The organism is Alcaligenes sp. PF14, assembly GCF_037150615.1.
Classification (GTDB): Bacteria; Pseudomonadota; Gammaproteobacteria; order Burkholderiales; family Burkholderiaceae_B; genus Alcaligenes; species Alcaligenes phenolicus.
The window spans coordinates 1-25,770 of sequence record NZ_JBAGRS010000006.1 but is presented as its reverse complement, the minus strand read 5'-3'; the positions used below and the strand labels follow the sequence as shown (position 1 = coordinate 25,770).

Sequence of the window (25,770 nt, the reverse complement as noted above, 5' to 3'; positions counted from 1 at the left end):
AAGGCTTTTGGCGACGTGATGGCAAGTGTCATACAACCCGGAGACATCAAGTGGAATCTCAAGACATTACGCAGCTAACAAACCAGTTCGACGGCTTGAGCCACACCATCCCAGAAGAGGGCGTGGAGTTCTGGTTCGCCCGCGACTTGATGGAGCCTTTAGGCTATGTGCGTTGGGAGAACTTCAAGACGGCGATCGACCGGGCGGTAGAGTCTTGTAAAACAACGGGTTACGAAGAAGGGGACCATTTTCGTGGCGTCACGAAAATGGTCCAGATTGGCAGCGGAGCAGATCGTTCGATAGAAGACATCATGCTCACCCGCTATGCCTGTTACCTCATCGCCCAGAACGGCGACCCACGCAAGCCGGCGATTGCCTTTGCTCAAAGCTACTTCGCCATCCAGACCCGCAAGCAGGAGCTGATTGAAGATCGCATGCGTCTGCAAGCCAGACTGGATGCCCGCGAACGCCTTCGCGAGTCCGAAAGGACACTATCGCAAAACCTCTATGAACATGGGGTAGACGACAAAGGCTTTGGCCGCATCCGATCAAAAGGGGATGCGGCGCTATTTGGTGGGCACACCACCCAGATGATGAAAGACCGCTACGGCATTATTCAAACCCGCCCCTTGGCTGACTTTCTGCCTACGCTAACCATTGCCGCCAAGAACCTCGCCACGGAAATGACGAATCACAACGTCACGCAAGAGCAGCTACATGGCGAGACGTCGATCACCCGCGAGCATGAACAGAACAACCGCAGCGTGCGCGATATGCTGGGTCAGCGCGGTATCCAGCCTGAGCAGCTCCCTGCCGAGGAAGATATTAAAAAGCTGGAACGTCGCGTCAAAACAGAAGAAAAGAAACTGCTGAAACAAACAGGGAAACTTCCAGCCCACAAGCAGAAAGACCAAGAGCCACACTAGCAGCTAAAGGAAGAAGGCCTGGAACCTTCTTCAAGCCGACTGCCGGATACTTGCCTACCCCTACTACTGCGAGCAGGCCCCCACCTCAGTAAAAACCCGAAATTCATCCCTGAATTAAGCCCTATCAAAACTCGTCCTCATCGATCAGGACTATGCTGGGTATTCCATCGTCTCCTGCGGGAGGACATCATGCACACACTCAACAAGTGGGTTTTGATGGCAGCTTTGCTTCATGGCGCTTGGGCAGCACAAGCTCAAGAATGGATGCCTCTGGAATTGGAGGCGGAACAGCGCTCCATCTCCCGTCTCAGCGTGGCCCAGTGCCTGGATACCGTTCAGCAAACCGCCGCGGGCGAAGGCTACCAGCAGCGCAATGACTCGGCAGCCAGCGAACAGTTAGGGGTTTATATTGGTGCGGCTCCCCTAGGGGGCGGATCGCTGGTGGTGTATTGCATTGATTTGAATCCATCGACTGCCTACATCATTCGCACCAAAGCACAGGTCACGGCGGATTTGATGTCTCCACATCAGCTCAACCACAAAATTACGCAGGCCTTGACGGTGGCAAACCAGCCCTGAGTATCAGTGACGGCAGCCCCAGACTGTCCCGAGTCAAAAAAGGGCGCAGTCACTGGTTCATACAGGCTTGCGCCCGAACAAACCACCCGCGCCCCCAAGGACTCCCGAAGCCAGTCGAACGGCTTCTTACTTCATCAACAAATCTGCCACTTCCATACGGCTATCTCCATCCAGCTCAATGTCGTCCATAACCTTGTTCAACATGGCGTGGGCACTGGACAGAGCACCGTTCAAACTGGTCAGCTCGCCTTGCACGCGCTCCAGCTCCTGTTTCTTTTCCGCTTCACTACCTTTGTCGCTGGCCTGGATACGCTGCAACTCCATCAGTTTTTGCTGAATTTGCTCTTTCAGGTCGCGGATACGTTTAAGTATGTCCTTGACTCCGTCAGGCAAAGAGCTGTCATCAATGTCCTTGTCGCGGCCTTTTTTCTGAGCTTGCTGACTGGTCAACGACAGATCTTTTCCCATGGGAGACAGGTGCACCTTGATACGTCCCGACGAGTCTATGGAACCAGACTCTTCCTGCTCGGGCACCACAGGGGGCGTCATGGCCGACGCGTTTAATGGTTCAGCCACGGGCATAGTTTGTTTATGTATTAAACCCTGTCCACTGATCTCTATGGTCATACTTTCCTCTCTTGTACACATCATCCCCTAGAGGGTTACGGCTGAAACCCGGTAGTTCTTTACCGTGATGTGTTCACCAAGTGTTGCGCCTTTTACTCAGCTGTTCGGCACAGCTCAGAAATAAGTAGCAAGAAAAGACACTTTTATTTACTTTTATACGAAAAGTGCCTCCTAACCATTGTCTTCTCTTTATCTGAACCCCATGGACTTCAAAATCAAAGCACTACTAGGCCACACTCTGTTGGCCTTGAGCTGGGCCGGCAGCGCTTATGCCTACGAGACAGAATTCATTCTGAACAAACAAGGTCAACAAGCCTTTGAGTTGCGGATCTATGGGCCGGATGATGGCGGTTACGATACGTCGGATCAATCCAATCCACGCGTTTCCCCCTGGAATATTGACGAGAATGGTCGGCTGAAAATTCGTGCCGCACTGGAGCGCTGGGCCGAAATCCTTGACCTGCCGGCGGGCTACACACCGGCTGTGATCAACTTGGGCACCATGAATGACAAGAACGCCAATGCCTATGGTGCCCAACTAAGTAACCCTGATCATCCCAACTTCGTCCTGTCGGCCTTGCAAGCACGCTTGCACGGAATCTTCCAGGGTGACCCAAACAACCCCGATGCGGTTATCAGCGTCGGAAAGCTGGATCTGGATACCGCCCCCGTCAATCCAAGCCAACTGCCCTTAACTGGCAAGGCGGACTACAACGCCGTGATTTTCCACGAGTTGGCGCATGCTTTGGGCATCAGCAATACAGTCACCGACAACCTGCCTGAAAACAGCTTTGATCCACCCGATCCCTTTTTCCTGAATGACCTTAGCCCCTGGGCCTTGGGCTTGCGCGATGACCAGGGTCGAGCCCCCAGCCCCGGACAGAAAATCCTGTGCTCGGTCTGCACCAACCCATATGATCCCGCCGCTTTTGACCTGCGCCAGGACAAGGGCTATTTCACCGGCGATCACGTACAGGAAGTCCTGAATGGCGCCATGCCGGGCATCCCCGTCAGCATCCTGAACGTTCATGACCAACCGCGATACGGAGTGGATCGCAACTACATGAGCCACACCGAGCTGCGCAACAGCTTGATGAGCCATCAGACCTATCGCAACTATGTGAATCTGATGGAAGCCGAGCTTGCCGCCCTGCAGGATATTGGGCTGAGCATTGATCGTCGCAACTTCTTTGGCTATTCGGTCTATGGGGACGGTGTCACCCTGAACAATACCAATGGCTACTTTGCCCGCAATGCAAACGGCACGGCCTACCTGCCCGGTCAATACAATATGGCCACGCAAGGCTTGGGGCTGCACATTTATGGCGAACGCAACATCATTACCCAGGCGGCGGATTTACTGACAGCCGGGCCAGGAGGCGTAGGCGTACGTGTGGATGGTAGCGAAAACACTCTCCTTATCCCCGAAGCCACGCGTATTCATGCCCAGGGCTGGTATGGCCGCGGCCTGCAATTCAGCTATGGTCGTCATCACAATATTGTTCAGCAAGGTGAGGTCCGGGCAGATGGCCAAGCTGGCATCGGAGCCCTGTTTGACTTCGGCCAGAACGCCATGGGTAGCGACGATGAGTATCACGGCTCCTGGCTAGTCGTAGTGGATGGCCAGCTACAAGCTGTACCGACCATTTTGCAAGGTGCCTTGATCAGCAATTACGATCTGTCCGGCACCTTGTCGGGCCAGAAAGCAGCCATCCATATCGCAGACAATGCCTGGGTGCAGAACATCAATATCTTGCAGGGCGCGCAAATTACTGGTGACATCACCTCGGACTACAACCGTCGCGACTCTGACCAGCAACTGCTCCTGACCCGCATCAGCTTCGGTCAAAAGGCCGATGAAAACGGTCGTGCCACCAAGGCGGCTGATCCTAACTTCCAGATGCGTTATGACGGCAATATCAAAGGTCAAAACAATCTGGCTGTTGTCATTGCCGGGGGCGCAACCTCTTTGAATGGACAACACGAGTTGTATGGCTTGCGAGTAGATCGGGGTGCCACCCTGTACGGCAATAGCGAATTCACGATCAACCCTGAATACAACTTCACCAATAACGGCACACTCAGCCCTGGAAATTCCTACGGGAACATGACGATCAAGGGCAACTTTGTCCAAGGTGCCGATGGCCGGATTCTGGTGGAGGCCTCGACCACGCAGAACGATCATATTGATGTGCAAGGTTTGGCGCAGCTGGATGGTGAACTGCACGTGGACTTGCAGCCAGACTGGTATCAGAACGGCTGGACACTGAATCAGGACAAGGTGTTCACTGCCAGCCAGACACAAGGGCAGTTTGCTGCGCTCAATGCCACGCTGGCATCCCCCACCCTGAATGTAGAAAGTACCGGCAATGGCTGGTCCGTCAGCCGTAATCAGGACGCTTATGCGCAATATGCTGCTTCACCCAATGCAGCCTCGGTAGGTACCAGCCTGGCCCAAGCCTCCTCGGGCAATCAGTCCCTGGCAGCGGTGTATCAGGCCATGGACTTTTCTCGGACTGATGGCAGCGATATTGGCCTGGCTTTGGACCAATTAAGTGCAGGATCTTACGCTGCCCAAACCGCTGCCGCCTTGCGTCGCGAACAACTGGTATCCGAACAATTGCGCCAAATCGACGGTATCAACAAGAGCGGCTGGCAAAGCTTCATCCAGACCTATGGGGGCCGCTACCACTGGCAACTGGGTAACAACGATGTTGACCACCGCAGCGAGACCTATGGGGTAATGCTGGGGGCGGAACACCGGGCTGAAGGCAGTGACTGGAGCCTGGGGGTGCATGGTAATGCCAACGAGCAGCGTGTCAACGTAGACGCCCCCTTCCAGGCCAAGAGCAAGCTGACCGGTCTGGGCCTGGGGGTGCATGCCCGCTACCGTGGCTACAGCCAGGAAGGCTGGAATGGCTTGGCCCAACTACGTGTGGGTATCGAACAGGGCAAGATGAACCGCAACATCAGCTTTGCGGGCTATCAAGCACGTCCCTCCTCGGATTGGACAGGGCATACCTTCTCGCTCGGTGTACAGACTGGCTACAACTGGACGCTGGGCGAGAACGGCAGCATCGGGCCGGTTCTGGCTCTGGATTACCTCCATTACCGGCGCCCTGGACTGGAAGAGAGTGGCGATGCCGCCAGCCGTCTGCGCCTGGACGCCAGCCGCCAAAATGCCTTGCAGGCTTCCATTGGCCTGGCCCTGCGTCAAAACTGGAATTTAAGCCAGGATCGCCAACTGCAAACGTCCTTATCGATTGCTTGGGAGCAGGCTTTGCTAAGCCGTAACCAGAACCAGGAGGCGGCCTTCGCCAGTGCCCAATCCGTGAGTTTTGATGGTCGTTACGCGCGGGTAGATAGCCATGCTTTGGCGCTGGGCACCAGCATCAGCTTGCAGCAATCCGAGCGTCTGCGTTTAGGTCTGTCGGCCAGTACCCGTTTATTAGGGGATAGCCGTGCCGATATAAACGGTAAATTATTCCTGAACTGGATGTTCTAAACGCTCTGAAACGTAAGAGGCCGACTGTTAGTCGGCCTCATTCGGAGATACAGGAGCGGGTTGAACCCGTTTCATTCCAGACCATCGATCCACATCAATATGTTGACCGGGAATCAAGACCCGAGTCTGTCGACGCCACCATGTCCCGCTAGATACTTCGACCGATCCAGTATCCACAGCAAATTTCATTTGATCGCTGTCCAGAAAAGCCGAAAACTGCCCCTTGTTACTGCGAGCCTGCGCAAAGCTGGAAAAGACCGTCACACTCTTTGGTGTGGGATCAGCCAGCAACAGCGTGACCTGTCCACGTAAAAGCTGCAGATTCAATCTGTCCTCGTATTCACGGATTTCAAGGGCTGAATCCGGGCCCAAGCGCAGCACGGCCCCATCAACAAACCGTTGCTCCAGCATTTGAGCCCCCGATACCAGGTGCTCTTCTCGCAATATCGGCTCGGGCCAGGAGAAAAACACGGTCAGCGCCAAGGCCAACACCAGTAAACCCGCCAGCAAACCACGGTGATAGGGCTTGAGCAACGCTGGCTTTTCCCCCGAGCCAGCCAATAAACGGCGTATCTCATGCTCGGGCGCATCCAGGCTGGCGTCACAAAAATAGCAAATATATCGATATGAACGTTCGTTTTCAGGATTGTCACGGCGCCAATCCTCAAATTCCCGTAATTCAGCTGCGGTAGCCTCGCCCGAGTTCAAGCGAGTAAACCAGTAAGCAGCCTGTGCGTGGGCCTGCGTATGCTCCAGCAGTTCCCCTTGATATGTCGTCATAGCGGCATCTAACCTTGTTCAGTTAAGCCAGCAATAGGGCGGTTTCAGTCCGACGGATTGTCCCTTCCGCTCAAGGCCAAAACCTTAAAAAACGAAACCAGCAGCCACCAACCCTCTAAATTCCACCTTTGAAAACGATACGTTTTTATTTTATACATTCGCTTCAAATGCTTACATTAACTCAAATTGACCCATTCCAAACAAATTCGCCTTATTTAATTACACTCACCACAGAAAAACTGCAGATTACAGGTAAAAAAAGCCGGAATCAGGTCGTTAACTAGTGAAAACCGTCCAAAACTTGGCCACTAAGCAGGTCATGAACCTGTTCTTTTCTTTGATCCGATTCGTCATCCGCAGGCAATACCATTCTCAATAAAAGTGGCCACTGCGGGTAAAAGCGATAGTTGGGCGTCGACACACGCGTACCGGCTGGATAACTAAATCCGCCGAATTGAAATTCTCGAGCCAATTGAGCATGCGAGAGATAAAGTAGATCTTTATTTTTATCGACTGAGAAATAAGCACGCTCCAAAGGCAGATTCCATGCCTGAACCTGTAAACCCTCTTCCTCTACACGTACCATCCAACGGTCCTGATCCCGCTCACCGTTGACATACAAAGTCCCATCCGGCCTTGCCTGAACCAAAGTGCCGGCAGGTAGATCCAGAACAAAATCCGGGGCTGTGTTCATATTGGAAGCCGCCGCATAGGGACTCCAGCCCCTGATCTGATTCCCTTTAGCCAAAAAGCAGCTGACAAAACGAAAACCGTGCTCTGCCATGGGATCTTTTTCCATTTCAAGCACTTGGTTGCCATCACATTGCCAGCCCTCCAATTCCGTATCGCCTGCCAGATGCAGCTTCCAGCTGGAGTTCTGCAAATCGGGCCGGAGGCGCTTGAAAGACAGGACTGGAGCATTGCCTACCATGACCGCCTCCGGGAAACGAGCCCAGGACACGCTGTCCGGGTCGCCCCACACACTCAACTCCAGCTCTGTTCCGGCTGGCATATCAATTCCGGCAAAACGGCCAGGCTCTTTTAAAACATGCTGCCGACTAGCCAGCTCCTGTGCCTGACGTTTATCGAACTGATAGACCTCCCATTGGAAATAACTGTAATAGAGCGCCAATACAAGCAAAGGAAGCAAAACAAGTACGCGTGGCCAGGGTTTTTTCTTAAAGTTTGCCCGGCTCTGTGGCTGTACTAAAAGCAAAACCACCCAGACCAGCACAATAATCAAGGCAAGCGGCCCGAGCGTAATAATCAGCAGAAACAGCAAAGAAAATGGAGCGACAGGAATCATAAGAGATCAAAAACCCATAAAAAGTCGCAATAAAGAAGGCCAAAAAAATGTACAGCCTGTCTTGCTGACTACTGCGCTGATCGGCCAAAAACAAGGGAAGGGCGTTACCAATACAGGCACGGCACCGCCATGCCCGTTTAAACCGCTTGGCATCGTCTCAGACGATCTGGATGTGTCCTTCCATATACAGGACGGCCTGGCCTTTCAAGAACACGCGGTCACCCGTTAAGGTGCAATCCAATACACCACCACGGGCAGAAGCCTGATACGCCAGCAAATGAGTTTTGCCCAGGATAGGAGCCCAGTACGGCAGCAAAGCACAATGGGCCGAGCCCGTAACCGGATCTTCCTCAATCCCGTGACCAGGAGCAAAAAAACGGCTGACAATATCAAACTGGCCCGAGCCCGGCGCTGTCACAATGCATCCGTCACAGCCACTGGCCAGCATGGCTGCCGCATCCACCTGCAGCTGTCGCACTTGCTCTTGCGTTTCCAATACAGCCAGATGGGTGAAGTCATTACGCCACAGTTGCGTAATCTTGGTGCCCAAGGCTTGCTCCAGCAAAGGATTGTCATCCACACGGTGAACCGGGCGCACAGGCAAATCCATGACATAGCTGTCTTGGTCACGACGCACCGTCAAAGCACCACTTAGCGTATGGAACACCACCTGGCTGTCCTGGGGACGCACATGCTGCAGCACAACGGCGGCGCTGGCCAATGTTGCGTGTCCACACAAGGGCACTTCTACCGTAGGGGTGAACCAGCGCAGGCGAAAGTCCTGGCCTTGTGGCACCAGAAAGGCGGTTTCGGCAAGATTGTTCTCCTGCGCAATCGACTGCATCAAGGCATCGTCAGGGAACTCGGGCAACAACACCACGGCGGCAGGATTGCCTGCAAACAAGGTGTCGGTAAAGGCATCAAGCTGATAGATGGGTAAGCGCATTCTGCCTCCAGGCATGGTATTCAAGGTGAGTCCCCAGTATAGAAAAATAGACTCTTTGAAGGCAGGTAAATCCGCGAAACAGGGGCATTGTTTTAATGCCGCCTATCTTTTCCGTTTTTTAAGCACCAGACACGCGAGCGCTTTTTGCAAACGCCTGTTTGCATTCCATTAGTTGGACCCGAGCGCTTCCCGCTTATTTACCTGATGCCAAACGCTTCTTTTTGCGGGTTCAGCAATTACATCGGGTGCAAGGCCGCGCCATTTGATCAATCAAACATTTGCCGCCTCTAAAAGACAGGCGGAAAGACGATCAAAATGCAGCAGGGCAGCCTGGCTCAAGTCCACTTGTTTGCGGCGAGTGTCCTCCGTATCACTAAGGACGATCCAGCCTTTCTCGCGCATGGATTTGAGGCGGGTATGAATAGTCGCGGGCGATCCCAGCCGTTCTACGGCCATGACATCGCGCACCGACAAACGCAAACAGTCTTTCGATGCCTTGGCAACCAGCACCAGGATCCGCTCTTCAAGAGGGTCCAGGCAAGGTAAGCAAGGCAGGGTATGCAGCGAATCGGCGAGCTGCAAAAAACGCATATAAATATCAGCAGGTCTGGTGGCAGTTTTCATAACAAAATCTTTATTCCTTTAAGAACCGCTACCACAGCGTCCTTTCTAGAAATAAGTTCTGGTTATTATTGTTTTTATTCCGCCCAGGCAAAGCAAAAAACAACACTGCTTTATGGCCCGAGTGATTGGAATGAGTTTCGGTGCTTATCATGCACTTAAAATTAAACGCTTAAGACCGGGCCTGAATTCCGTACGGAAAGGGGTCTTGAGTCGGGCGATTTATCTGGAATTTTATCAGATAAGCCCTTGATTTAGCTTGAACACTACAGTCCAGACGAAGCAAAATTGTAAGTAGGTGCAGACACGTAGTTAGTTAGTAAGCTGCCTCACATTAAACGCTAATAAAGGGACTTAGCGCAGAGAACAAGAACAGTTACAAAATCCAGGCCCGATGATATAAGCATCCTTTCCAAACAATTTTCCGCCCGCTTGTCCTGGTCGTCACAAAACCGTGCCCAGGATCTTTAGCCACACGTGTTTCAGACCGATAAAATGTGGTGAACAGCGCTCGGAGCGCCCAACGCGCCCCCTCAGATCACTATAAAATCTGGAACGATAAGAAATGATTCTTCACCTTGAGACACCGCTCATTTTTTCACACGCCTTGAGCGAGCAGCTTGGGAAACAAATCTGGTTAAAAATGGATGCGCTGCAACCTAGCGGATCATTCAAAATTCGCGGTATTGGCCACTTGTGTCAGCACCATGCCCAGCAAGGAAAGAAGCGCTTTATCATTTCTTCGGGAGGCAATGCCGGAATTGCCGTTGCCTATGCCGGACGCCGCCTGACCATGCCCACCCTTGTTGTCGTCCCCGAAACCACTAGCGAACACGCCAGACGCTTGATTCAACGGGAAAAAGCCGAGCTGCACGTAATCGGCAAGAACTGGCAGGAAGCTCATGAGTATGCGCTGACCCTGGTGCAAGAAGACGACGCCCTGATTCACCCATTTGATGACCCCTTACTTTGGGAAGGCCACGCCAGCCTGATCGCAGAAGTGGCCCAAATGGGCGTACAGCCGGATGCCGTCTTGCTGGCTGTAGGCGGAGGTGGCTTGCTATGCGGCATGGCCCAAGGCCTGCGGGAGCAGGGTTGGGACAAAACCCCGATTATTGCGGTAGAAACCCAGGGCACCGCCAGCCTGGGCGAGTCGGTAAGGCAGCGCCAGCACATCACACTTGGCGAAGTCAGTGGGGTTGCCACCTCCTTGGCTGCACCACGCGTCTGCGATCAGGCCTACGCCATTAGCCAATCTCATCCCACCACCTGCGTTCAGGTCAGCGATGCTCAGGCCGTCAGCGCATGCCTGCGCTTTCTGACCGATCATCGCGTTCTGGTGGAACCCGCATGTGGCGCGGCTTTGTCGACTCTCTACCTGGATCATGAGGCCCTGGCTCCGTACAGCAACATTCTGGTCGTTGTGTGTGGTGGCAACACCACGACGCTGGAGCAGTTGGTGCAGTGGCGGGCCACTCCTTAAGCTGTCCATGAACGGCCCTGACGCATTTGGCAAAAATAATTATTTTCTATCGCATCTGCAATCTGGAAAACAGGGTACAGGGATTAAAAAACCCCATCACATGATTTTCATATGATGGGGTTTTTATTTATTATTTTTATTCCTGATACGCTCTAATTTTCAGAGCGTATAAAGTAAAACATATGTTTCACGTGGAACAAAAGCGCCTAAAGCAGCCTTAAAAAGGCTTTACGAGAGGCAAATCCTGTCGAATCAAAGCAGAAAAATCCTGCCCCTCCTGCTGCGACAAGGCTCTCGGGTTGATGTAGCCCAGTTGCTTCAGTTCCTGGAAACTATGGCCTGGCGCCAAAGCATTCAGACCATACACATACTCGGCCAAATAGCCCGAAGCCAGCACACGCCAGTCCCACGGTATCCCGTCCACGATCCTGGAGACCATGTCGTAAACAATGGTGGTGCAATTAGCCGTCAAGGTGTTGTAGAAACGAGGAGTAGTCTGCAATTGCTGGCCCTGCTCCACATAAGACAAGAACAAGGCCTGCATGGCAGGTTTTGCCAATTCAACGCTGTACATATACACGTCTTCGCCGCGCGCATTGCTACGGGTACGCACAATGTCCTGCTCTGTTGCCGCAATCAAGCTCAACTCAAACTCTTTGAAAAAACCGCCTATCGCAGAAAATGCCTCGTGCTTTTCCTTGCGTATTTCTACCGAAAACACCACATGGCGGCCATCCTCAAACCCGAAAGACACCAGGGTATGAGCGATCACCGGGCCCATCCAGTACGAAAGGAACATATCTACCGATTTGAGCGTCTGCAGATCGTAGTCCTGGCTAATCCAATGCTCATCAAAATCGGTCTCGCTGCGCCAGTTAAAGTCACGCACATTGTGCAGAGTCACCACGGAACCATTTACCTCGCCGTAACTCATTCTGGCCACATCAGGCGCCCATTCCCGGTCGTTGCTGGGCGCAATACTGCTCCACCAGACTACCAGCACCAGAAAGCCCAACGCCTGGGGTGCAAAGAGCCAGTTCTTGCCCTCGCTCAAGGCATACAGGCTCAATCCAGCCACCGCTACCCAGCCAACCAATGCCAGCCAGCGCCCCAGACCTGCTGACAACTGAAACTGTAGTGCCAGCGCGCCCCAGGCCGCTACCGCCAAGACCAATAACAGGACCAAAATCTTGATCACTATCGCCCCCCACCTTTTCATACTCACTCCACAGACCTCTTGAATACAGATTACTTTTAAGCGCTGAACCGTCAAAAAAAGCCCCGCACAACGCCTTCGGCTTGCTGCCCCCCCAAAAAAGGGGGAATTTTTGCCGGAGGCGCCGAGCCTTTAGGCGACCCGACGACAAAAAAAAACCTGTGTCCACTTGAACACAGGTTTTATTCATTAGAAAACAGGGTTTAGCCCTGATAGCCCATCGCTTGACCTTGGCGGATTACGCCTTGCGGCTGCCAGCTCGGATCAAAACGATAGGCGCTTTCTTTGGGGAACAGCATCACCACCGTGGAACCCAGCAGAAATCGGCCCATTTCCTGCCCCTTTTGCAAGGCGATATTCTGACCTTCGTAGTTCCACTCGTGGATCTTGCCGTCACGCGAGGCATTTACCACACCATGCCAAACCGTGACCATACTGCCCACCACCGTCGCCCCCACCAGCACCAACACGAACGGGCCTTGCTCGGAGTCAAAAAAGCAGACCACACGTTCATTACGGGCAAACAGGCCGGGAACACCGCGCGCCGTCGTCGGATTGACCGAGAATAAATCGCCCGGTACATGAATCATGCGCTTGAGCACACCCGCACAAGGCATATGTACCCGGTGATAGTCGCTAGGACTCAAGTACAGGGTCGCAAACAGCCCATCCTGATAGCGGGCAGCCTCCTGAGCGTCTCCGCCTACCAAAGCCGTCGTCGAGTAACTATGCCCCTTCGCCTGGAACACCTCGGCACCCTGGATAGACCCCAACTGGCTGATGGCACCATCAACCGGGCTGACCAAGGCCGTCTCCGCGATAGGGCGGGCCCCCGGACGCAAGGCACGACCAAAAAACTCGTTAAAGGTGGCGTAGCTGGCTGGGTCGGAGTTTTCTGCCTCGCTCATGTCGACCTGATAACGGTCGATAAAACGCTTGATAGCCCAGGTCGTGCGCCCGCCCATGGGCTTGGAGGCCAAACCGCCTAGAAACTGGGTCAGAGCCTGTTTAGGGAGCAGGTACTGGGGAAGAACAGCCAAACGGGGATGCATAAAATCAGCTCGCAAACAAATCCTGCTTCAGCCTGGGGCCAAAGCGTTTATGCCATTCAATGTAATTGTGTTTCACGCGCCACATCCGGCCGGGGCCACCACTTCAAAGGCCGCGCAACTGTCAGGAATCAGGCACCAAACACTGGCAGGAACAAAACAATACGCACTTGTAGCACAGGTTGCCGCCATACGACATAAAAGGGCGGGCAAGCCCGTCCCATCAGACGTATACAACCCGGTCGCGGCCTTCTTCTTTGGCCTGATACAAGGCGCGATCAACCCGGCGCAGCGTACGCTCGTAATCCGGGTGACCGTCGTACAAGGCCACACCAATACTGGCGGTGATACTCATGCTTTCGCCATCCACAACCCGGAAGGTCTCCGCATGAATACGTAGACGCAAATTACGGGCGGCACGCATCGCACCATCCGCATCCACGTCGACCAAGACCAGAAGGAACTCTTCGCCCCCAAGGCGGAACACGTAGTCACCGGCACGCGCGCTATTGCTGAGCAGTTCAGCAAACTGACGCAGGATACGATCACCGGCATCATGGCCATGGGTATCATTAACCCGCTTGAAGAAGTCTATATCCACGGCCAGCAGCGCAAAACGCGATCCCCGCTGCTGGGCATAGCCCACTTCACGGCTAAGCACGACAGGCAGGTATTTACGGCTTAACAGGCGGGTCAGAACGTCCCGGCCCGACTCCAGCTCGTTTTGCTGCTCGAACAAGCGATCCAGGTGCAAACCAATGGCTCGGGTTCGATCACGCAGCTCATGCAAGCGTAGAACCTGTCCTTTCGCGTCCCCTTGCTCGAAAGCCGGCATCAGCTCGGTATCAATCAGGTTCATCAAGTCCAGGATCTCACGACTCTCTACCGTGCCCTGGAAGGCATGCGCGCCCTTGTGCTTGAACCAGATACCGAAGTCCGAATCTCCGATTCGCGGAGCAGGCGTCACACCATTGTTGACCGCCATCGCAAACATGAAGAGATTTTCCCAATCCAGCAGCGCGGCTCGCTGTCGACCACGCTCGGCCGCTACGTTCTGCACAATGGCAAACAGGCGATAGGACTCTTCGGCACGGGATTTACGCTCACGCGAATTGGCATAGGCATGGCTCATCAGCTCCATCGCCAGATCAATGAAGTTCTGAATGTAGCGATAGCACTCCCAGGCCTGCTCGGAACTAATAGTCGAAGATTCAAACAGGAAGCGGGCGTAACGCCCCTTGAGCAAGCGTGCACCACGCAGCACCAGGTGAACCGGCACCCCAACCCGAGCATGGACCTCGCCAACCTGATTTTGCAGCTTGACCTGATCTTGCATATCACTGTGCTCATCCACCGAAAACAGCTGTACCAACCAACTGCGCAAGGAGCGATGCAAACGCTTGTGTACCTGATCATGCGAGAGATACACCTGTGCGGCAGGGTGCTTGAGCATATGCGTATAAAAGTGGGTCGCAAGCTCGTCCTGATTATCTTGAGTGATAGTCAGCACATGAGCACGGACCGCCAGGGGCACTTTCTGGAGCAAGCCGTGCCAGTCCTGAGCGGCTTCTTCGATATTCGGTTGAGACATGAAGTACAGGGAGAGTAGCGAGACGATACTTAAGGATTAAACAGCCTTGGCGGCAATTGTTACATGAGGGGAGATTTCGCGCTATTTCTTATAGCGATACAAGCCACGGGCTAGCAGGAGAATACCCTTGCTGCCCACAAGGAAAAAACATACCCCTTGAAGATAAGTGGGTGATTCCACGGGCCAAGGCAGAATTACGTTGTCCATGTACTGGAGCAAGTGCCGGTTTCGCCTCACTTTGACAGCAGTTTGCGATTCAAACCCATGGCTTTGTCGACCTAAACGCCCCGAAAGTTCCACGGTGAGCAGATTGTCCTATCAAAGTCGATAGCTGACAAAACGAATTGCCCACTATCGCCAAAAAGCCACGTTTGGCATACGGACAGAGAACGATCAATAAAGCGTGCTAGTGCTTGGGCAGGGGAGGGAGTGCCGGGAAACAGGCACATAGGACTGGGTTTATATCCAATACTGAGCAAATACCCAGACTTCCATAAGACAGCCTGGCCGCCGCAGTCGGGTCGGGTCGGGTCGGGTCGGGTCGGGTCGGGTCGGGTCGGGTCGGCAGATAGGTTCCACCGCTAAACCCGATCATTCAATACTTATTACTCTGCTTGAAGTCATTTTTTATTAAAAATAAGCAAACTTTATCTAAAAAACTCGGGAAGGAATCAAGAAACACTTAAAGAAAGTGACTGGAGAATAGAGATAAACAGACTCAAATGATTGATTAGTTTCTGTTTTTTCTAAGGAAGCCCATTAATAAAAAAAGAGGCCATTCCAAATAAAAGATAGATGAATAAGGAGAAAGCAATCCAGACAAAAATTAAAAATTCGGATTGATAATTTTTTATTTTTTGAAAAAAGAAATAAAAACTGAAATAAAAACAAAACCACGATATTGAATTACAAAAACAGGGTTTTGTTTAGATCGAGAAAGCAAATAACAATCGTGATAATCAAATTTATCCACAGGGTTTGGATAACAAAGAAATCCACAATTTTATTAACAAAATAGATTAAACCAGAAATGGAAATATAAAATCTGGTGAAATCAGCGGTTAATAAGAAAGTGAATAATTTGTGGATATTATAAGGGCTTAATTCGCACTTCAACATGATGTTGGTGCAAACACCGACATCCGCTCATCCAGATGCTCCAGGCGGGCGAGATCCGGCCAGAAAATCGGTCAGGGACTGGGCAAAAAAAGCTATATTTGAGGCAGCTACTGGCTCTGGGCCCCTGTGGATAAGCTCCAAGAAGGCCTGCTGTGGACCTGCTGTGGATGAAAGGGGGATAAGTTGCCTGTCTGGCCAGGCCTCAAATCTTGTCCAGTTTCGGTCCACCGACTCCATCGGGGTGGTGCACAGGCAGAAGTAATCAATAAGTTGCTGAAATTAAAGGTTAATTTCTATCTATGCCACTTATCCACAGACACCCATTATCCATTACCAGTTATATATATAGTTATTATTAAATAAAGATCTCTTCACCCATGCCCAACTTTCTTGTACAGCCTTTACCTGCTGGTTCTTTAGACATCATCGGTGATGTACACGGAGAGCTCCAGGCCTTGCAACAACTGATCCAAAATTTGGGTTACCAGGAAGATGGCTCTCATCCAGAGAAACGTAGCCTGATATTTGTGGGAGATTATTGTGACCGAGGTCCTGATAGCCCTGCTGTAATTGAATACCTTAAGTACTTGATAAATAATAATAAAGCAAAAGGAATATTAGGTAATCATGAAATCAATCTACTGATAGACGATGCAAAAGATGGATCAGGTTGGTATTTTGATCAGCGATATCAATCAGATTTAAAGAATTACTCGCCATTTACGCGTGCAAAACCTCAAAATAGAGACAAAATCCGGAAGTTTTTAAGCTCACTACCCATTGCATTGGAAAGAAATGATCTGAGAATTGTGCATGCAGCCTGGAATAATCCTGCTATTGATGCAATTAGATCGGTTAAAAGCGAAGATTTTCTTGATTTTTTCTTTGAATGTGAGCGTAAAGCTGATACGTATGCAGAAAAAAAAGGAATTCTGAATAAATATCTAGCGGCAAAACAAGAATGGAAAGAAAAAATTGAAGACCCAAAGGCCTTGATGCCTTTGTTGCAGGCCTACATTGACTACGATTTGGTCAAAAATGACTTCAACCCCATCCGTTTGCTGACTTCCGGCACTGAAGGACCCGCAGATCGTCCGTTTTTTGCTGGCAACCGTTGGCGTTTTTCCGACCGAACTCCTTGGTGGAACAACTACCAGGACGATATTCCTGTCGTTTTTGGTCATTATTGGCGTCAGCTTTTTCCTCAACCAGCAGCGAAAATGTCTAAATATTCCTTATTATTCAAGGATATAGATCCATTTTCCTGGCATGGAGCAAAGAAAAACACATTTTGCGTGGATTTTTCCGTAGGAGCTCGTTGGCGCGATCGCCGCAAGGACCAGGCACCTGAAGGCTCCGCTTTTCACCTGGCCGCTTTGCGTTGGCCAGAGAAAATCATCATGACAGACACCGGATTTACCCAAGCAACCCGATAAATTCACTTTATATTCCGCTGTTACAATTTTCTTTGCTGTGGATAAGCTCTAGGAAGAGCATTGTGAACAGGGTGTGGATACATAAGGCATAAGTAGGTACTTCTTTGTGAAGTCTAAAAGTTGTACCTAAACCATCCACCGGTAAGCGTTAGATCTATCCCCGGAAAAAAAAGCGCTAAGCGCTTGTTTTAACGCTGCTAAAGACACTTGTTCGACTTATCAACAGGGCTCCATCCAATAATTCCAATAAAAGATTTAAGTGCTTGTTATATAAGATAAGTTCAACTCTCTGCAGGCCAGCTCCATGCCCTTTGCAAGCTAAAAGTTCTCGACTAAGATGCAGTCCATGAACAAAAATCACGATCTCGCTCAAAGCTGGCTTATGCGGCTTTTGCATACAGAAATATGAGCGGTAAAGGCTGAAAATTTATTTTCAGAACCATACAAGATCGACTTTGTCGTCTGTTCTCAGAGTTTTCTTTCAACATGAGAAAAACTCAAACAAAGGAACGGGGTGGCAAAAGAGGGGTGTTCTACCTGGACGACATGTTTGGCCAAGAGTTTGCTATGGCTGCAGGGATTGTTGCGCCTGGAGCTTGTACTAGGTCAATCTTGTTTGAATTTTTGACTTATCCACATTTTGTGGGTAAAGCGTTGGTTTGTGCTTGCTCGTATCTTGTGGTGCTCGAAGAGGCTTGGTGACCTGTGTATTTTCACAGTTGCAAAGTCTGTTCGAAGCTTGTGATATTGAAATAAGTCCTTGTTTTATATCTATATTTTTTGTGGTTTTAACTTTGAGGCCTGTTTTTTTGCAAGCAACATGAACTGAAACAGGAAGGCCTGCGAGCTGGCTGATTTTTACTTTTCTTAAAGGAAAAGAAGCGATAACTGGGCAAAAAATCAGGTTTACCCCCAAAGTTATCAACAGGACAGCGCTGGAAGGCTGTATTGCCTGTTTCACGTTTGGTGTTCTGTGGGGCACAAGATGTGGGTTTTGTGGTTTACGACAGATGGTTTGTGCTTCGGACAATGCTTGCTGTTTTACGTCGCCGTTGCAGGGCTTGTGTGACAGATTTAGGCAAGATTGCGACGACTGCACTTGTCCACAAAAATCAGGACACAAAAAAACCGCCTGACGGCGGTTTGATGAAGGTAGGGAAAAGAGCCTTTAGACCTTTTTCAGGCGTTCAATAGCCTGGTCCAGGGTGTTGAGCTGCTTGGCAAAGCAAAAACGCAGCAAACGATGGTTAGCCTGCTCAGAATTGGGATTCAGGTAGAAGGCAGACACGGGGATCGCGCCTACGCCATAGTTCTGGTTCAGATGCTTGGCAAAATCCAGCTCGGACAGCTCCGAAATGTGTTCGTAGCTGGCTAGCAAGAAGAAAGTCCCTTCACTGGGCATAGGAGTGAAACGGGTGTTCTGCAGACCTTGATGCAAATGATCGCGTTTTTCCTGGTAGAACGCGGGCAGACTCTCCCAGGTGGCTGGATCCTGCATATAGGTGGCTAAACCAGCCTGTAAGGGGCTAGGAACGGTAAAGACGGTGTATTGGTGGACCTTGCGAATTTCCGTGCTGAGACTGGCAGGAGCACAGCAGTAGCCTACTTTCCAACCTGTGGCGTGGAAGGTTTTGCCAAAGGAAGAAACGATTACTGCTCGTTCTGCCAGGAGAGGGCGGGTAGCAAGACTTAGATGCTCTTTCTGATCGAAGGTCAGGTGTTCATAGACCTCATCGGACAAGATGATCAAGGAAGGATGTTTTTCTACAATCTGCTCTAACGCGTCCAGATCCTTGGGCTGCAAGATGGTGCAGGTTGGGTTGTGTGGGAAATTGATCACCAGCATACGGGTCTTGCTGGTGATGGCTTGTTCCACACGGTCCCAGTCGACGCGGTAGTAAGGTACAGCCTCGCTAGGCGCTGTCATGGGGACAGCAACAGGGGTACCTCCGGCCAGCTCGATGGCGGGGATATACAGATCGTAGAAGGGCTCGATTACGACGACCTCATCGCCTGTGTGCACAAAGGCCTGGAAACTGGCCATTAAGGCCTCAGTAGCGCCACTGGTGACGGTGATTTCCGTATCCACGTTGTAAAGGCGGCCATACCGAGCCTGCGTCTTGCTTGCAATGGCGGCTCGCAGGGCAGGGTAACCAGCCATGGCAGGGTATTGGTTGATGCCATCCAGCATGGCCTGGTGCACAGCCTCAATCAGGGCTGGATCCGGATTGAAGTCTGGAAAGCCCTGTCCCAGGTTAATGGCCTTATGCTCCAGAGCCAGCTGGCTCATGGTTGTAAAGATGGTGGTGCCCACAGAAGGGAGCTTGGATGTGATCTGCATGGGTCTACTGATATGAATAATAAAAATGCACCCGCGCTTCAGATTTGAGTAAAAAGTTGGGTGGCGAAGTATCAGACAAATTCTTGTCGAAAATACCATAGATTCTGCGCGTATCTGTTGATCGTGGAACTGAGCACTCAGGATCGGTTTCTTACATTGATATAGCTATTGCCTATATAGGTTCCGAGCCAGGCTTCTCCTGCTGTTTTCCTTCCTCAGCTCTCGCGCTGCAGGTTCGTGTTGTAGCTGCGGGAGTTTTCTGGCTAGACCTGTGTCTTAACTTCGGCCTCTCGATTAAGTCCCAGGTTTTAAGCTAGGCGTTAAAGGTGCTGCTGTTGTTTCTTCAAAGTATCTGTCGTCTCAAGTAAATCCTGTTCTATCTGGGTAGCTGTCTTTTTGCGCATAGGACACTTTTTTCTTGTAGCCAAGGTAGTCGGATTACATAATCGACACCTTATATTCTCCGCAGGCCAGCGGAAATTTCCTTATCGCCACACTGTAGAACGGTGGATGTGGTCCTCGGGCAGTATTTCTTTTTATTGCTCTGTTATCCACAATTTTGCTGCCTGCTTGGGCTGCTTTTATCCACCTGTTGTGAGGTACTGGCTTAGATAGCCCCTTTTAGGGGATTTAAGAGTGATAAGCGCGCCTTTTATGGCTTCGCTCCGTGGGGAGTTCTGGCTGAAGAAAATCTTTGCAAGCGCTGCCTGTGCTTCCCAAGGTGGCCTGGGGATAAAAAAGCGTCCCTTTCTCCACAAAGTTATCCACAGTGGTATTTACGCAAAAAACTGTGTTCCACGTGGAACAGATATTGGTTCCATGTGTTTCACGTGGAACATACTCCGCTGGTAATCGTATAATTGATTTTTATTTTTTAGCTGTTCTGACATGATTTATCCCGAAGAGTTTGACGTTATTGTCATAGGCGGCGGACATGCTGGTACCGAAGCGGCTTTAGCGGCAGCTCGAACCGGCGTGTCTACCTTATTGTTAACCCATAATATGGATACCCTGGGGCAGATGTCCTGCAACCCTTCTATTGGGGGGATTGGGAAGGGGCATTTGGTCAAGGAAGTGGATGCGCTGGGCGGGGCAATGGCGTTGGCTACCGACCACGCCGGTATTCAATTCCGTACTCTGAATAGCTCCAAAGGCCCGGCCGTGCGCGCCACTCGTGCTCAGGCGGACCGTTCTTTGTACCGCAAGGCTATTCGCGAGGTTCTACAAAACCAAGCCAACCTGATGGTGTTCCAGCAATCAGTCGAAGACTTGATTGTGGAAGGAGATCGGGTTGTGGGTGCTGTGACCAAGATCGGCTTGGAATTCAAAGCCAAATCTGTGGTTCTGACAGCAGGAACTTTTTTGAATGGTCTGGTCCATGTAGGCCTGAATAATTATTCTGCGGGCCGGGCAGGGGATCCGCCGTCCATCAGCTTGGCGCATCGTTTGCGGGAACTGCAGTTACCGCAAGGGCGGTTGAAGACAGGAACCCCTCCGCGCATTGATGCCAACACCATCGATTTCTCCCGCCTGGAAGTCCAACCTGGCGACAGCGATCCGATTCCGGTGTTCTCTTATATGGGCGATGTTTCCATGCATCCTCAACAGATGCCGTGCTGGATTACGCATACCAACGAGCGTACCCACGACATCATCCGTTCCGGGCTGGATCGCTCGCCCATGTATAGCGACCAAGGCACTATCGAGGGCATTGGTCCGCGTTACTGCCCGTCTATCGAAGACAAGATTCATCGCTTTGCGGACAAGAGCAGCCATCAAGTGTTTTTGGAGCCTGAAGGCTTGAGCACGACCGAGATCTACCCTAATGGTGTCTCGACCAGCTTGCCTTTCGATATCCAGTTGGCTATGGTGCGCAGCCTGCCTGGTTTGGAAAATGCCCGCATCATGCGTCCAGGTTACGCGATTGAATACGATTATTTCGACCCTCGATCCCTGTACCCCACGCTGGAGACCAAACAGATTCGTGGCTTGTTCTTTGCCGGTCAGATCAATGGCACGACAGGTTATGAAGAAGCCGCCGCTCAGGGCTTGTTGGCCGGGGTGAACGCAGCGCGTTTGGCACAAGAGAAAGAGCAGTGGTATCCACGTCGCAACGAAGCCTATCTGGGTGTGTTGGTAGACGATTTGATTACCCGTGGGGTGACCGAGCCTTACCGTATGTTCACGTCTCGTGCCGAATACCGTTTGAGTCTGCGGGAGGATAATGCCGACCAGCGATTGACTGAAATTGGCCGGGAGTTGGGCCTGGTGGATGATGCCCGTTGGGATCATTTCAATCGTAAACGTGATGCGGTTGCACGTGAAATTGAACGCTTGAAAGGTACCTGGGTGAACCCCCGCAATTTGCCTGCCGAACAAGCAAATGCACTGTTAGGTAAAAATATCGAACGGGAATACTCCTTCTTCGATTTGCTCAAGCGGCCCGAAGTGGACTATGCCAAGTTGATGGCCGTGCTGAATGACCAAGGCATGCCTGTAGCAGGCCCAGGTCTGGAAGATCCGGTGCATGTGGAGCAGGTGGAAATTCAGGTGAAGTATGCGGGCTATGTGGCGCGTCAGCAGGATGAGGTGACTCGCCAGGCAGCACTGGAAGAGCAAGCCATTCCAGAGGACCTGGATTACGACGACATCAAGGGATTGTCGATTGAGGTGCGCCAACGCTTGAAGGCAGCCAAGCCTTTAACCATTGGCCAGGCCGGGCGTGTTCAAGGTGTGACACCTGCGGCGGTTTCTTTATTGTTGGTACACCTGAAGCGCAAGCAAAAGAACAAACAAACGGCATGAGCGATATTTTTTCAAAACGCCTGAATCAGGCCCTGCTGGATTTGGGTCTGGATCAGGACCCTGTCCTGGTACGCAAGCTACTGGATTATATAAATCAATTGCAGCGTTGGAACCGTACCTATAATCTGACCGCCCTGCGTGACCCAGATCAAATGCTGGTGCAACACATTTTTGATAGCCTGTCGATTGTCCGTCCGTTTCAGAACTATCTGGCCGGCAACAATACACAGACACAAGAATCGGTAAAGATTGTAGATGTAGGTTCAGGGGCAGGTTTGCCGGGAGTTGTTTTGGCAGCATCATGTTCCACGTGGAACATTAGCTGTATTGATGCTGTCGAGAAAAAAATGGCATTTGTTCGACAAATGGTTGGTGCTTTGGCTCTGCCCAATTTGTCGGCGATGCATGTGCGTGTAGAGCAGCTGGAACCCATGCAGGCAGATATTGTGGTTTCCCGAGCTTTTTCTTCGCTGCTTGATTTCGTAAATTTGGCAGGCAGGCATGTTCGTCCAGGTGGACGCATTGCGGCTATGAAGGGTAAAGAACCTGATCAAGAAATAGCGGCATTGCAATCTGAAAGTAACTGGCGGGTCGAACGAATAGAATCATTAACCGTACCGGAGCTAGAGGCACAGCGTTGTCTAGTGTGGTTGGTGCAGCAAGGATAATCATGAGTAAAAAAGACGATAAATCTCCCCGTGCCTATGTGTTTTGTATTGCGAACCAAAAGGGCGGGGTTGGCAAGACGACCACAGCAATTAATTTGGCAGCTGCTCTTGCTGTGCTGAAGAAAAAGGTTTTATTGATTGACCTGGATCCTCAGGGCAATGCCACCATGGGTAGTGGTATTGATAAAAACAGCCTGTCTGGTAATTTGTACCAAGTGCTGATTGGCGACGAAAGCATTGCTAACGTAAAGATACATTCAGAAACAGGTGGTTATGACGTCTTGCCTTCCAATAGGGAGCTGTCGGGCGCCGAAATCGACCTGATCCAGATGCAAGAGCGTGAGCAACAACTTAAACAGGCTCTGGCTCAGGTGTTGGACGATTACGATTTTGTGCTGATCGACTGCCCGCCTACCTTGTCCTTACTGACGTTAAATGGTTTGGCCAGTGCTCACGGGGTCATCATCCCCATGCAGTGCGAGTACTTTGCGCTGGAAGGGCTGTCGGATCTGGTCAATACGGTTAAACGGGTCTATCGCAATATCAACCCGGATTTGGAGTTGATTGGTTTGCTGCGGGTGATGTTTGATGGCCGCGTAACTTTGCAGCAGCAAGTCTCCAATCAGATCGAGACACACTTTGGCGATAAGGTGTTCAAGACGGTGGTGCCACGTAACGTACGTTTGGCTGAAGCGCCAAGCCACGGTATGCCAGGTATTGTGTATGACAAGAACTCCCGGGGTGCCAAGGCCTATATGGACTTTGGTAAAGAGCTGATCAAGCGCTTGAAGAAAGAATCCCGCAGCGACAAGGCATAAGGCACACAAGAATCAATAGGAATGTAAGCATGGCTACACGAAAACCAAAAGGTCTAGGTCGAGGCTTGGATGCCTTGCTCGGCGCAGACGCAGGCGCTATCGCAAGCATCGGGAAAAAGGGCGAAGCGACGGTGAGCGATGGCCCACCTTCCAACCTGCCCGTCAAACTGCTCAAGGCTGGGGTGTATCAGCCGCGTACTCGCATGGACGAGGGCGCCTTGAACGAGCTGGCCGAGTCCATTCGCGCACAAGGCGTGATGCAGCCTATTCTGGTACGTCCTCTGTCGGGTAAGGACAAGGGCAAATACGAAATCATCGCCGGTGAACGTCGTTTCCGTGCGTCGCAAATTGCTGGTCTGGAAGAAGTGCCCGTTCTGGTGCGCGAGGTAGGCGACGAGAACGCCGCCATCATGGCACTGATCGAGAACATCCAGCGTGAAGATCTGAATCCGCTGGAAGAGGCGCAAGGTGTGAAGCGTTTACTGGACGAGTTCGGTCTGACTCATGAGCAGGCCGCTCAGGCGATTGGCCGTTCGCGTTCGACTACCAGCAACCTGCTGCGTCTGATCAACCTGGCAGAGCCTGTGCAGATCATGCTGCTGGCCGGCGACATCGATATGGGTCACGCTCGTGCCTTGCTGGCTGTGGACGCTGCCCGTCAGATCATGTTGGCCAACGAGGTGATTGCCCGCCGTCTGTCGGTGCGTGAAACCGAGAAGCTGGTCGCCCGTGCTTTGCACGAGGATGACGAGCCTGCCAGCAAGCAGGCCCAGAGCAAGGCGAACCGCAATGGCGACGTACAGCGCTTTGAAAAGGTGCTGTCTGACCACTTGGGTACCAAGGTGACCTTGAAGGTCGGTGCCAAGGACAAGGGCCAGTTGCAGATTGCTTTCCATGGCTGGGAGCATTTGAATGCTTTGCTGGAAAAGCAGGGGCTGTCGTCTTTGTTGGAGCAAACGGACGATTAAGTCAGGCCCGCGCCACGCTGAAAGCGATGCAGTTGATGTAGAAAGCCGACCTGAGGTCGGCTTTTTCTTTGCCATGCCCCGTGTTCTGCTACTGAGCAGTATTTGGCTGAAAAAAGAAGCAGCTGGTGGGAGCTGAACTGGAACAACTTCTGGAATGATGGATTGCTCCTTCCTAAGTAAAGTTCATCAGCAATCCAAGCTTCTTTCTGAAGACAGTTCATGGCTGCATGGTTTTCAGATTGCTTGCTTGTGCCCCGGCCAGTAGAAAACAGCAAGAGGAACTCCAGGCAAGTCAGGGAACAGAGCAGGGAAGACGTCCGAGAGCTGGATTAAAAGCGAAAGATCCGGTTTCGTATCTTTTGCTTACAAAAACAAGCGCTGAAAACAGAAAAAAATCTATGTGTTTCCCCGTATTTCACCGTGATTTCCCAGTTTTGAAAGCATTCAAAAGCGGCATGTCTGACGCCTGAAAACAGTGACAAAACCAGTAAGAAAAGCACCCCAAATCCGGTTTTTTTAAAAAATTCATCGAATTATTCAGTTTTCTTCCCAAAAGGCTTGACGACCTCTTAAAACATGTCCATAATTCGATTTTCGCTTCGGGTGGGATGTCCGAGTGGTTAAAGGAGGCAGACTGTAAATCTGTTGGCCCTGCGCCTACGTTGGTTCGAATCCAACTCCCACCACCAGCACTTTTCTAGAGTCAGCCAGCAAGGCGACTTTAGGAGAGGGTGAAGAAAAGTCTGCGGGTGTAGCTCAATGGTAGAGCAGAAGCCTTCCAAGCTTAAGACGAGGGTTCGATCCCCTTCACCCGCTCCAGGTAAAAATCTTTAGCCACTCTCGGCTGAAGTTGAATGCCCATGTGGCTCAGTGGTAGAGCACTCCCTTGGTAAGGGAGAGGTCACGCGTTCGATCCGCGTCATGGGCACCACATCTCTCTTCTCTATATCGTTCTATCCCTTCAGGAGTCTGCCATGGCTAAAGGC

At 51.5% G+C, this 25,770-nt stretch carries 20 protein-coding genes and 3 tRNA genes; 12 read left to right on the top strand and 11 right to left on the bottom strand.

The annotated features are described in order from the left end of the window. The first annotated feature begins 50 nt into the window (after nt 1-50). Together dinD and WFM49_RS13590 are read left to right on the top strand one after the other, a co-directional pair. Complete coding sequence (gene dinD / locus WFM49_RS13595) at nt 51-926, top strand: DNA damage-inducible protein D (protein WP_009461412.1); 876 nt, start codon at nt 51-53, stop codon at nt 924-926. A gap of 189 nt (nt 927-1,115) precedes the next feature. Further along, nucleotides 1,116-1,505: a DUF6180 family protein gene (locus WFM49_RS13590; RefSeq protein WP_137431124.1), complete on the top strand. Its 390-nt coding sequence runs from the start codon at nt 1,116-1,118 to the stop codon at nt 1,503-1,505. A gap of 126 nt (nt 1,506-1,631) precedes the next feature. Here the strand turns inward: WFM49_RS13590 and WFM49_RS13585 are convergent, their stop codons facing one another. Then, the gene (locus WFM49_RS13585) at nt 1,632-2,087 is read right to left on the bottom strand and encodes a hypothetical protein (RefSeq protein ID WP_035269536.1); all 456 of its coding nucleotides are present in this window, start codon (nt 2,085-2,087) and stop codon (nt 1,632-1,634) included. Nucleotides 2,088-2,334: 247 nt separating this feature from the next. Between WFM49_RS13585 and WFM49_RS13580 the strand changes: the two genes are divergently transcribed. Continuing rightward, nucleotides 2,335-5,637 carry an autotransporter outer membrane beta-barrel domain-containing protein gene (locus tag WFM49_RS13580; protein WP_336973747.1) on the top strand — a complete coding sequence of 1,101 codons (3,303 nt, stop codon included), beginning with the start codon at nt 2,335-2,337 and terminating at the stop codon, nt 5,635-5,637. 27 nt (nt 5,638-5,664) lie between these two features. On the opposite strand, the gene WFM49_RS13575 is transcribed toward WFM49_RS13580, so the two are convergent. The 4 genes from WFM49_RS13575 to WFM49_RS13560 form a co-directional block, all read right to left on the bottom strand. Then, entirely contained in the window at nt 5,665-6,417 is a 753-nt protein-coding gene (locus WFM49_RS13575; RefSeq protein WP_250756353.1) for a DUF4880 domain-containing protein, read from the bottom strand. Between the two features lie 280 nt (nt 6,418-6,697). After that, the gene (locus tag WFM49_RS13570; RefSeq protein WP_250756352.1) at nt 6,698-7,723 is read right to left on the bottom strand and encodes a hypothetical protein; all 1,026 of its coding nucleotides are present in this window, start codon (nt 7,721-7,723) and stop codon (nt 6,698-6,700) included. A gap of 157 nt (nt 7,724-7,880) precedes the next feature. Beyond that, a complete protein-coding gene (locus tag WFM49_RS13565; RefSeq protein ID WP_250756351.1) occupies nt 7,881-8,669 on the bottom strand; it encodes a PhzF family phenazine biosynthesis protein in 789 nt (262 codons plus the stop codon). A gap of 270 nt (nt 8,670-8,939) precedes the next feature. After that, nucleotides 8,940-9,293, bottom strand: a complete 354-nt coding sequence (locus WFM49_RS13560; protein ID WP_021447165.1) for a MarR family transcriptional regulator — start codon at nt 9,291-9,293, stop codon at nt 8,940-8,942. A gap of 562 nt (nt 9,294-9,855) precedes the next feature. On the opposite strand from WFM49_RS13560, the gene WFM49_RS13555 reads away from it, so the two are divergent. Continuing rightward, the gene (locus WFM49_RS13555) at nt 9,856-10,773 is read left to right on the top strand and encodes a pyridoxal-phosphate dependent enzyme (RefSeq protein ID WP_009458318.1); all 918 of its coding nucleotides are present in this window, start codon (nt 9,856-9,858) and stop codon (nt 10,771-10,773) included. 217 nt (nt 10,774-10,990) lie between these two features. Here the strand turns inward: WFM49_RS13555 and WFM49_RS13550 are convergent, their stop codons facing one another. The 3 genes from WFM49_RS13550 to WFM49_RS13540 all read right to left on the bottom strand — a co-directional run bounded on the left by WFM49_RS13550 (nt 10,991) and on the right by WFM49_RS13540 (nt 14,629). Further along, a complete protein-coding gene (locus WFM49_RS13550) occupies nt 10,991-11,992 on the bottom strand; it encodes an Lnb N-terminal periplasmic domain-containing protein (protein ID WP_336973743.1) in 1,002 nt (333 codons plus the stop codon). A gap of 200 nt (nt 11,993-12,192) precedes the next feature. Further along, nucleotides 12,193-13,041 (bottom strand): archaetidylserine decarboxylase, encoded by an 849-nt coding sequence (gene asd, locus WFM49_RS13545; RefSeq protein ID WP_250756347.1) that lies wholly within the window; start codon nt 13,039-13,041, stop codon nt 12,193-12,195. Between the two features lie 220 nt (nt 13,042-13,261). Continuing rightward, nucleotides 13,262-14,629, bottom strand: coding sequence for a diguanylate cyclase (locus tag WFM49_RS13540; RefSeq protein WP_009458322.1), 1,368 nt, complete (start codon nt 14,627-14,629; stop codon nt 13,262-13,264). A gap of 1,496 nt (nt 14,630-16,125) precedes the next feature. On the opposite strand from WFM49_RS13540, the gene WFM49_RS13535 reads away from it, so the two are divergent. Continuing rightward, a complete protein-coding gene (locus tag WFM49_RS13535; protein ID WP_336973739.1) occupies nt 16,126-17,184 on the top strand; it encodes a metallophosphoesterase in 1,059 nt (352 codons plus the stop codon). Nucleotides 17,185-17,785: 601 nt separating this feature from the next. Here WFM49_RS13535 and WFM49_RS13530 read toward each other — a convergent pair. Next, nucleotides 17,786-18,214 carry a hypothetical protein gene (locus tag WFM49_RS13530; RefSeq protein WP_128831706.1) on the bottom strand — a complete coding sequence of 143 codons (429 nt, stop codon included), beginning with the start codon at nt 18,212-18,214 and terminating at the stop codon, nt 17,786-17,788. Nucleotides 18,215-18,352: 138 nt separating this feature from the next. Then, a complete protein-coding gene (locus tag WFM49_RS13525) occupies nt 18,353-19,525 on the bottom strand; it encodes a methionine aminotransferase (RefSeq protein WP_336973737.1) in 1,173 nt (390 codons plus the stop codon). Between the two features lie 888 nt (nt 19,526-20,413). Between WFM49_RS13525 and mnmG the strand changes: the two genes are divergently transcribed. From mnmG to WFM49_RS13505, 4 genes are read left to right on the top strand one after another with little or no spacing between them, the layout of a single operon-like run. Further along, a complete protein-coding gene (gene mnmG, locus WFM49_RS13520) occupies nt 20,414-22,330 on the top strand; it encodes a tRNA uridine-5-carboxymethylaminomethyl(34) synthesis enzyme MnmG (protein ID WP_336973735.1) in 1,917 nt (638 codons plus the stop codon). Beyond that, nucleotides 22,327-22,998 carry a 16S rRNA (guanine(527)-N(7))-methyltransferase RsmG gene (rsmG, locus tag WFM49_RS13515; RefSeq protein ID WP_137431130.1) on the top strand — a complete coding sequence of 224 codons (672 nt, stop codon included), beginning with the start codon at nt 22,327-22,329 and terminating at the stop codon, nt 22,996-22,998. Before mnmG ends, rsmG begins: the two co-directional genes overlap by 4 nt. Nucleotides 22,999-23,000: 2 nt before the next feature. Then, entirely contained in the window at nt 23,001-23,816 is an 816-nt protein-coding gene (locus WFM49_RS13510; protein ID WP_021447168.1) for a ParA family protein, read from the top strand. A 29-nt stretch (nt 23,817-23,845) separates the two neighbouring features. After that, on the top strand, nt 23,846-24,784 hold the full coding sequence (locus WFM49_RS13505; RefSeq protein WP_336973733.1) for a ParB/RepB/Spo0J family partition protein: 939 nt from the start codon (nt 23,846-23,848) through the stop codon (nt 24,782-24,784). Here WFM49_RS13505 and WFM49_RS13500 read toward each other — a convergent pair. Continuing rightward, the gene (locus WFM49_RS13500; protein WP_336973731.1) at nt 24,781-25,059 is read right to left on the bottom strand and encodes a hypothetical protein; all 279 of its coding nucleotides are present in this window, start codon (nt 25,057-25,059) and stop codon (nt 24,781-24,783) included. The genes WFM49_RS13505 and WFM49_RS13500 overlap by 4 nt on opposite strands. Before the next feature lie 327 nt (nt 25,060-25,386). Between WFM49_RS13500 and WFM49_RS13495 the strand changes: the two genes are divergently transcribed. The 3 genes from WFM49_RS13495 to WFM49_RS13485 all read left to right on the top strand — a co-directional run bounded on the left by WFM49_RS13495 (nt 25,387) and on the right by WFM49_RS13485 (nt 25,715). Further along, a tRNA-Tyr gene (locus WFM49_RS13495) sits at nt 25,387-25,473 on the top strand. A gap of 56 nt (nt 25,474-25,529) precedes the next feature. Continuing rightward, nucleotides 25,530-25,603, top strand: a tRNA-Gly gene (locus tag WFM49_RS13490). 37 nt (nt 25,604-25,640) lie between these two features. Further along, nucleotides 25,641-25,715, top strand: a tRNA-Thr gene (locus WFM49_RS13485). The last annotated feature ends 55 nt before the right edge of the window (nt 25,716-25,770 follow it).

Coding starts and splice junctions, on each gene's coding strand:
- WFM49_RS13590 (WP_137431124.1), top strand. CDS start 1,116: ATGCACACACTCAACAAGTGGGTTTTGATGGCAGCTTTGCTTCATGGC.
- WFM49_RS13585 (WP_035269536.1), bottom strand. CDS start 2,087: ATGCCCGTGGCTGAACCATTAAACGCGTCGGCCATGACGCCCCCTGTG.
- WFM49_RS13580 (WP_336973747.1), top strand. CDS start 2,335: ATGGACTTCAAAATCAAAGCACTACTAGGCCACACTCTGTTGGCCTTG.
- WFM49_RS13575 (WP_250756353.1), bottom strand. CDS start 6,417: ATGACGACATATCAAGGGGAACTGCTGGAGCATACGCAGGCCCACGCA.
- WFM49_RS13570 (WP_250756352.1), bottom strand. CDS start 7,723: ATGATTCCTGTCGCTCCATTTTCTTTGCTGTTTCTGCTGATTATTACG.
- WFM49_RS13565 (WP_250756351.1), bottom strand. CDS start 8,669: ATGCGCTTACCCATCTATCAGCTTGATGCCTTTACCGACACCTTGTTT.
- WFM49_RS13560 (WP_021447165.1), bottom strand. CDS start 9,293: ATGAAAACTGCCACCAGACCTGCTGATATTTATATGCGTTTTTTGCAG.
- WFM49_RS13555 (WP_009458318.1), top strand. CDS start 9,856: ATGATTCTTCACCTTGAGACACCGCTCATTTTTTCACACGCCTTGAGC.
- WFM49_RS13550 (WP_336973743.1), bottom strand. CDS start 11,992: ATGAAAAGGTGGGGGGCGATAGTGATCAAGATTTTGGTCCTGTTATTG.
- asd (WP_250756347.1), bottom strand. CDS start 13,041: ATGCATCCCCGTTTGGCTGTTCTTCCCCAGTACCTGCTCCCTAAACAG.
- WFM49_RS13540 (WP_009458322.1), bottom strand. CDS start 14,629: ATGTCTCAACCGAATATCGAAGAAGCCGCTCAGGACTGGCACGGCTTG.
- WFM49_RS13535 (WP_336973739.1), top strand. CDS start 16,126: ATGCCCAACTTTCTTGTACAGCCTTTACCTGCTGGTTCTTTAGACATC.
- WFM49_RS13525 (WP_336973737.1), bottom strand. CDS start 19,525: ATGCAGATCACATCCAAGCTCCCTTCTGTGGGCACCACCATCTTTACA.
- mnmG (WP_336973735.1), top strand. CDS start 20,414: ATGATTTATCCCGAAGAGTTTGACGTTATTGTCATAGGCGGCGGACAT.
- rsmG (WP_137431130.1), top strand. CDS start 22,327: ATGAGCGATATTTTTTCAAAACGCCTGAATCAGGCCCTGCTGGATTTG.
- WFM49_RS13510 (WP_021447168.1), top strand. CDS start 23,001: ATGAGTAAAAAAGACGATAAATCTCCCCGTGCCTATGTGTTTTGTATT.
- WFM49_RS13505 (WP_336973733.1), top strand. CDS start 23,846: ATGGCTACACGAAAACCAAAAGGTCTAGGTCGAGGCTTGGATGCCTTG.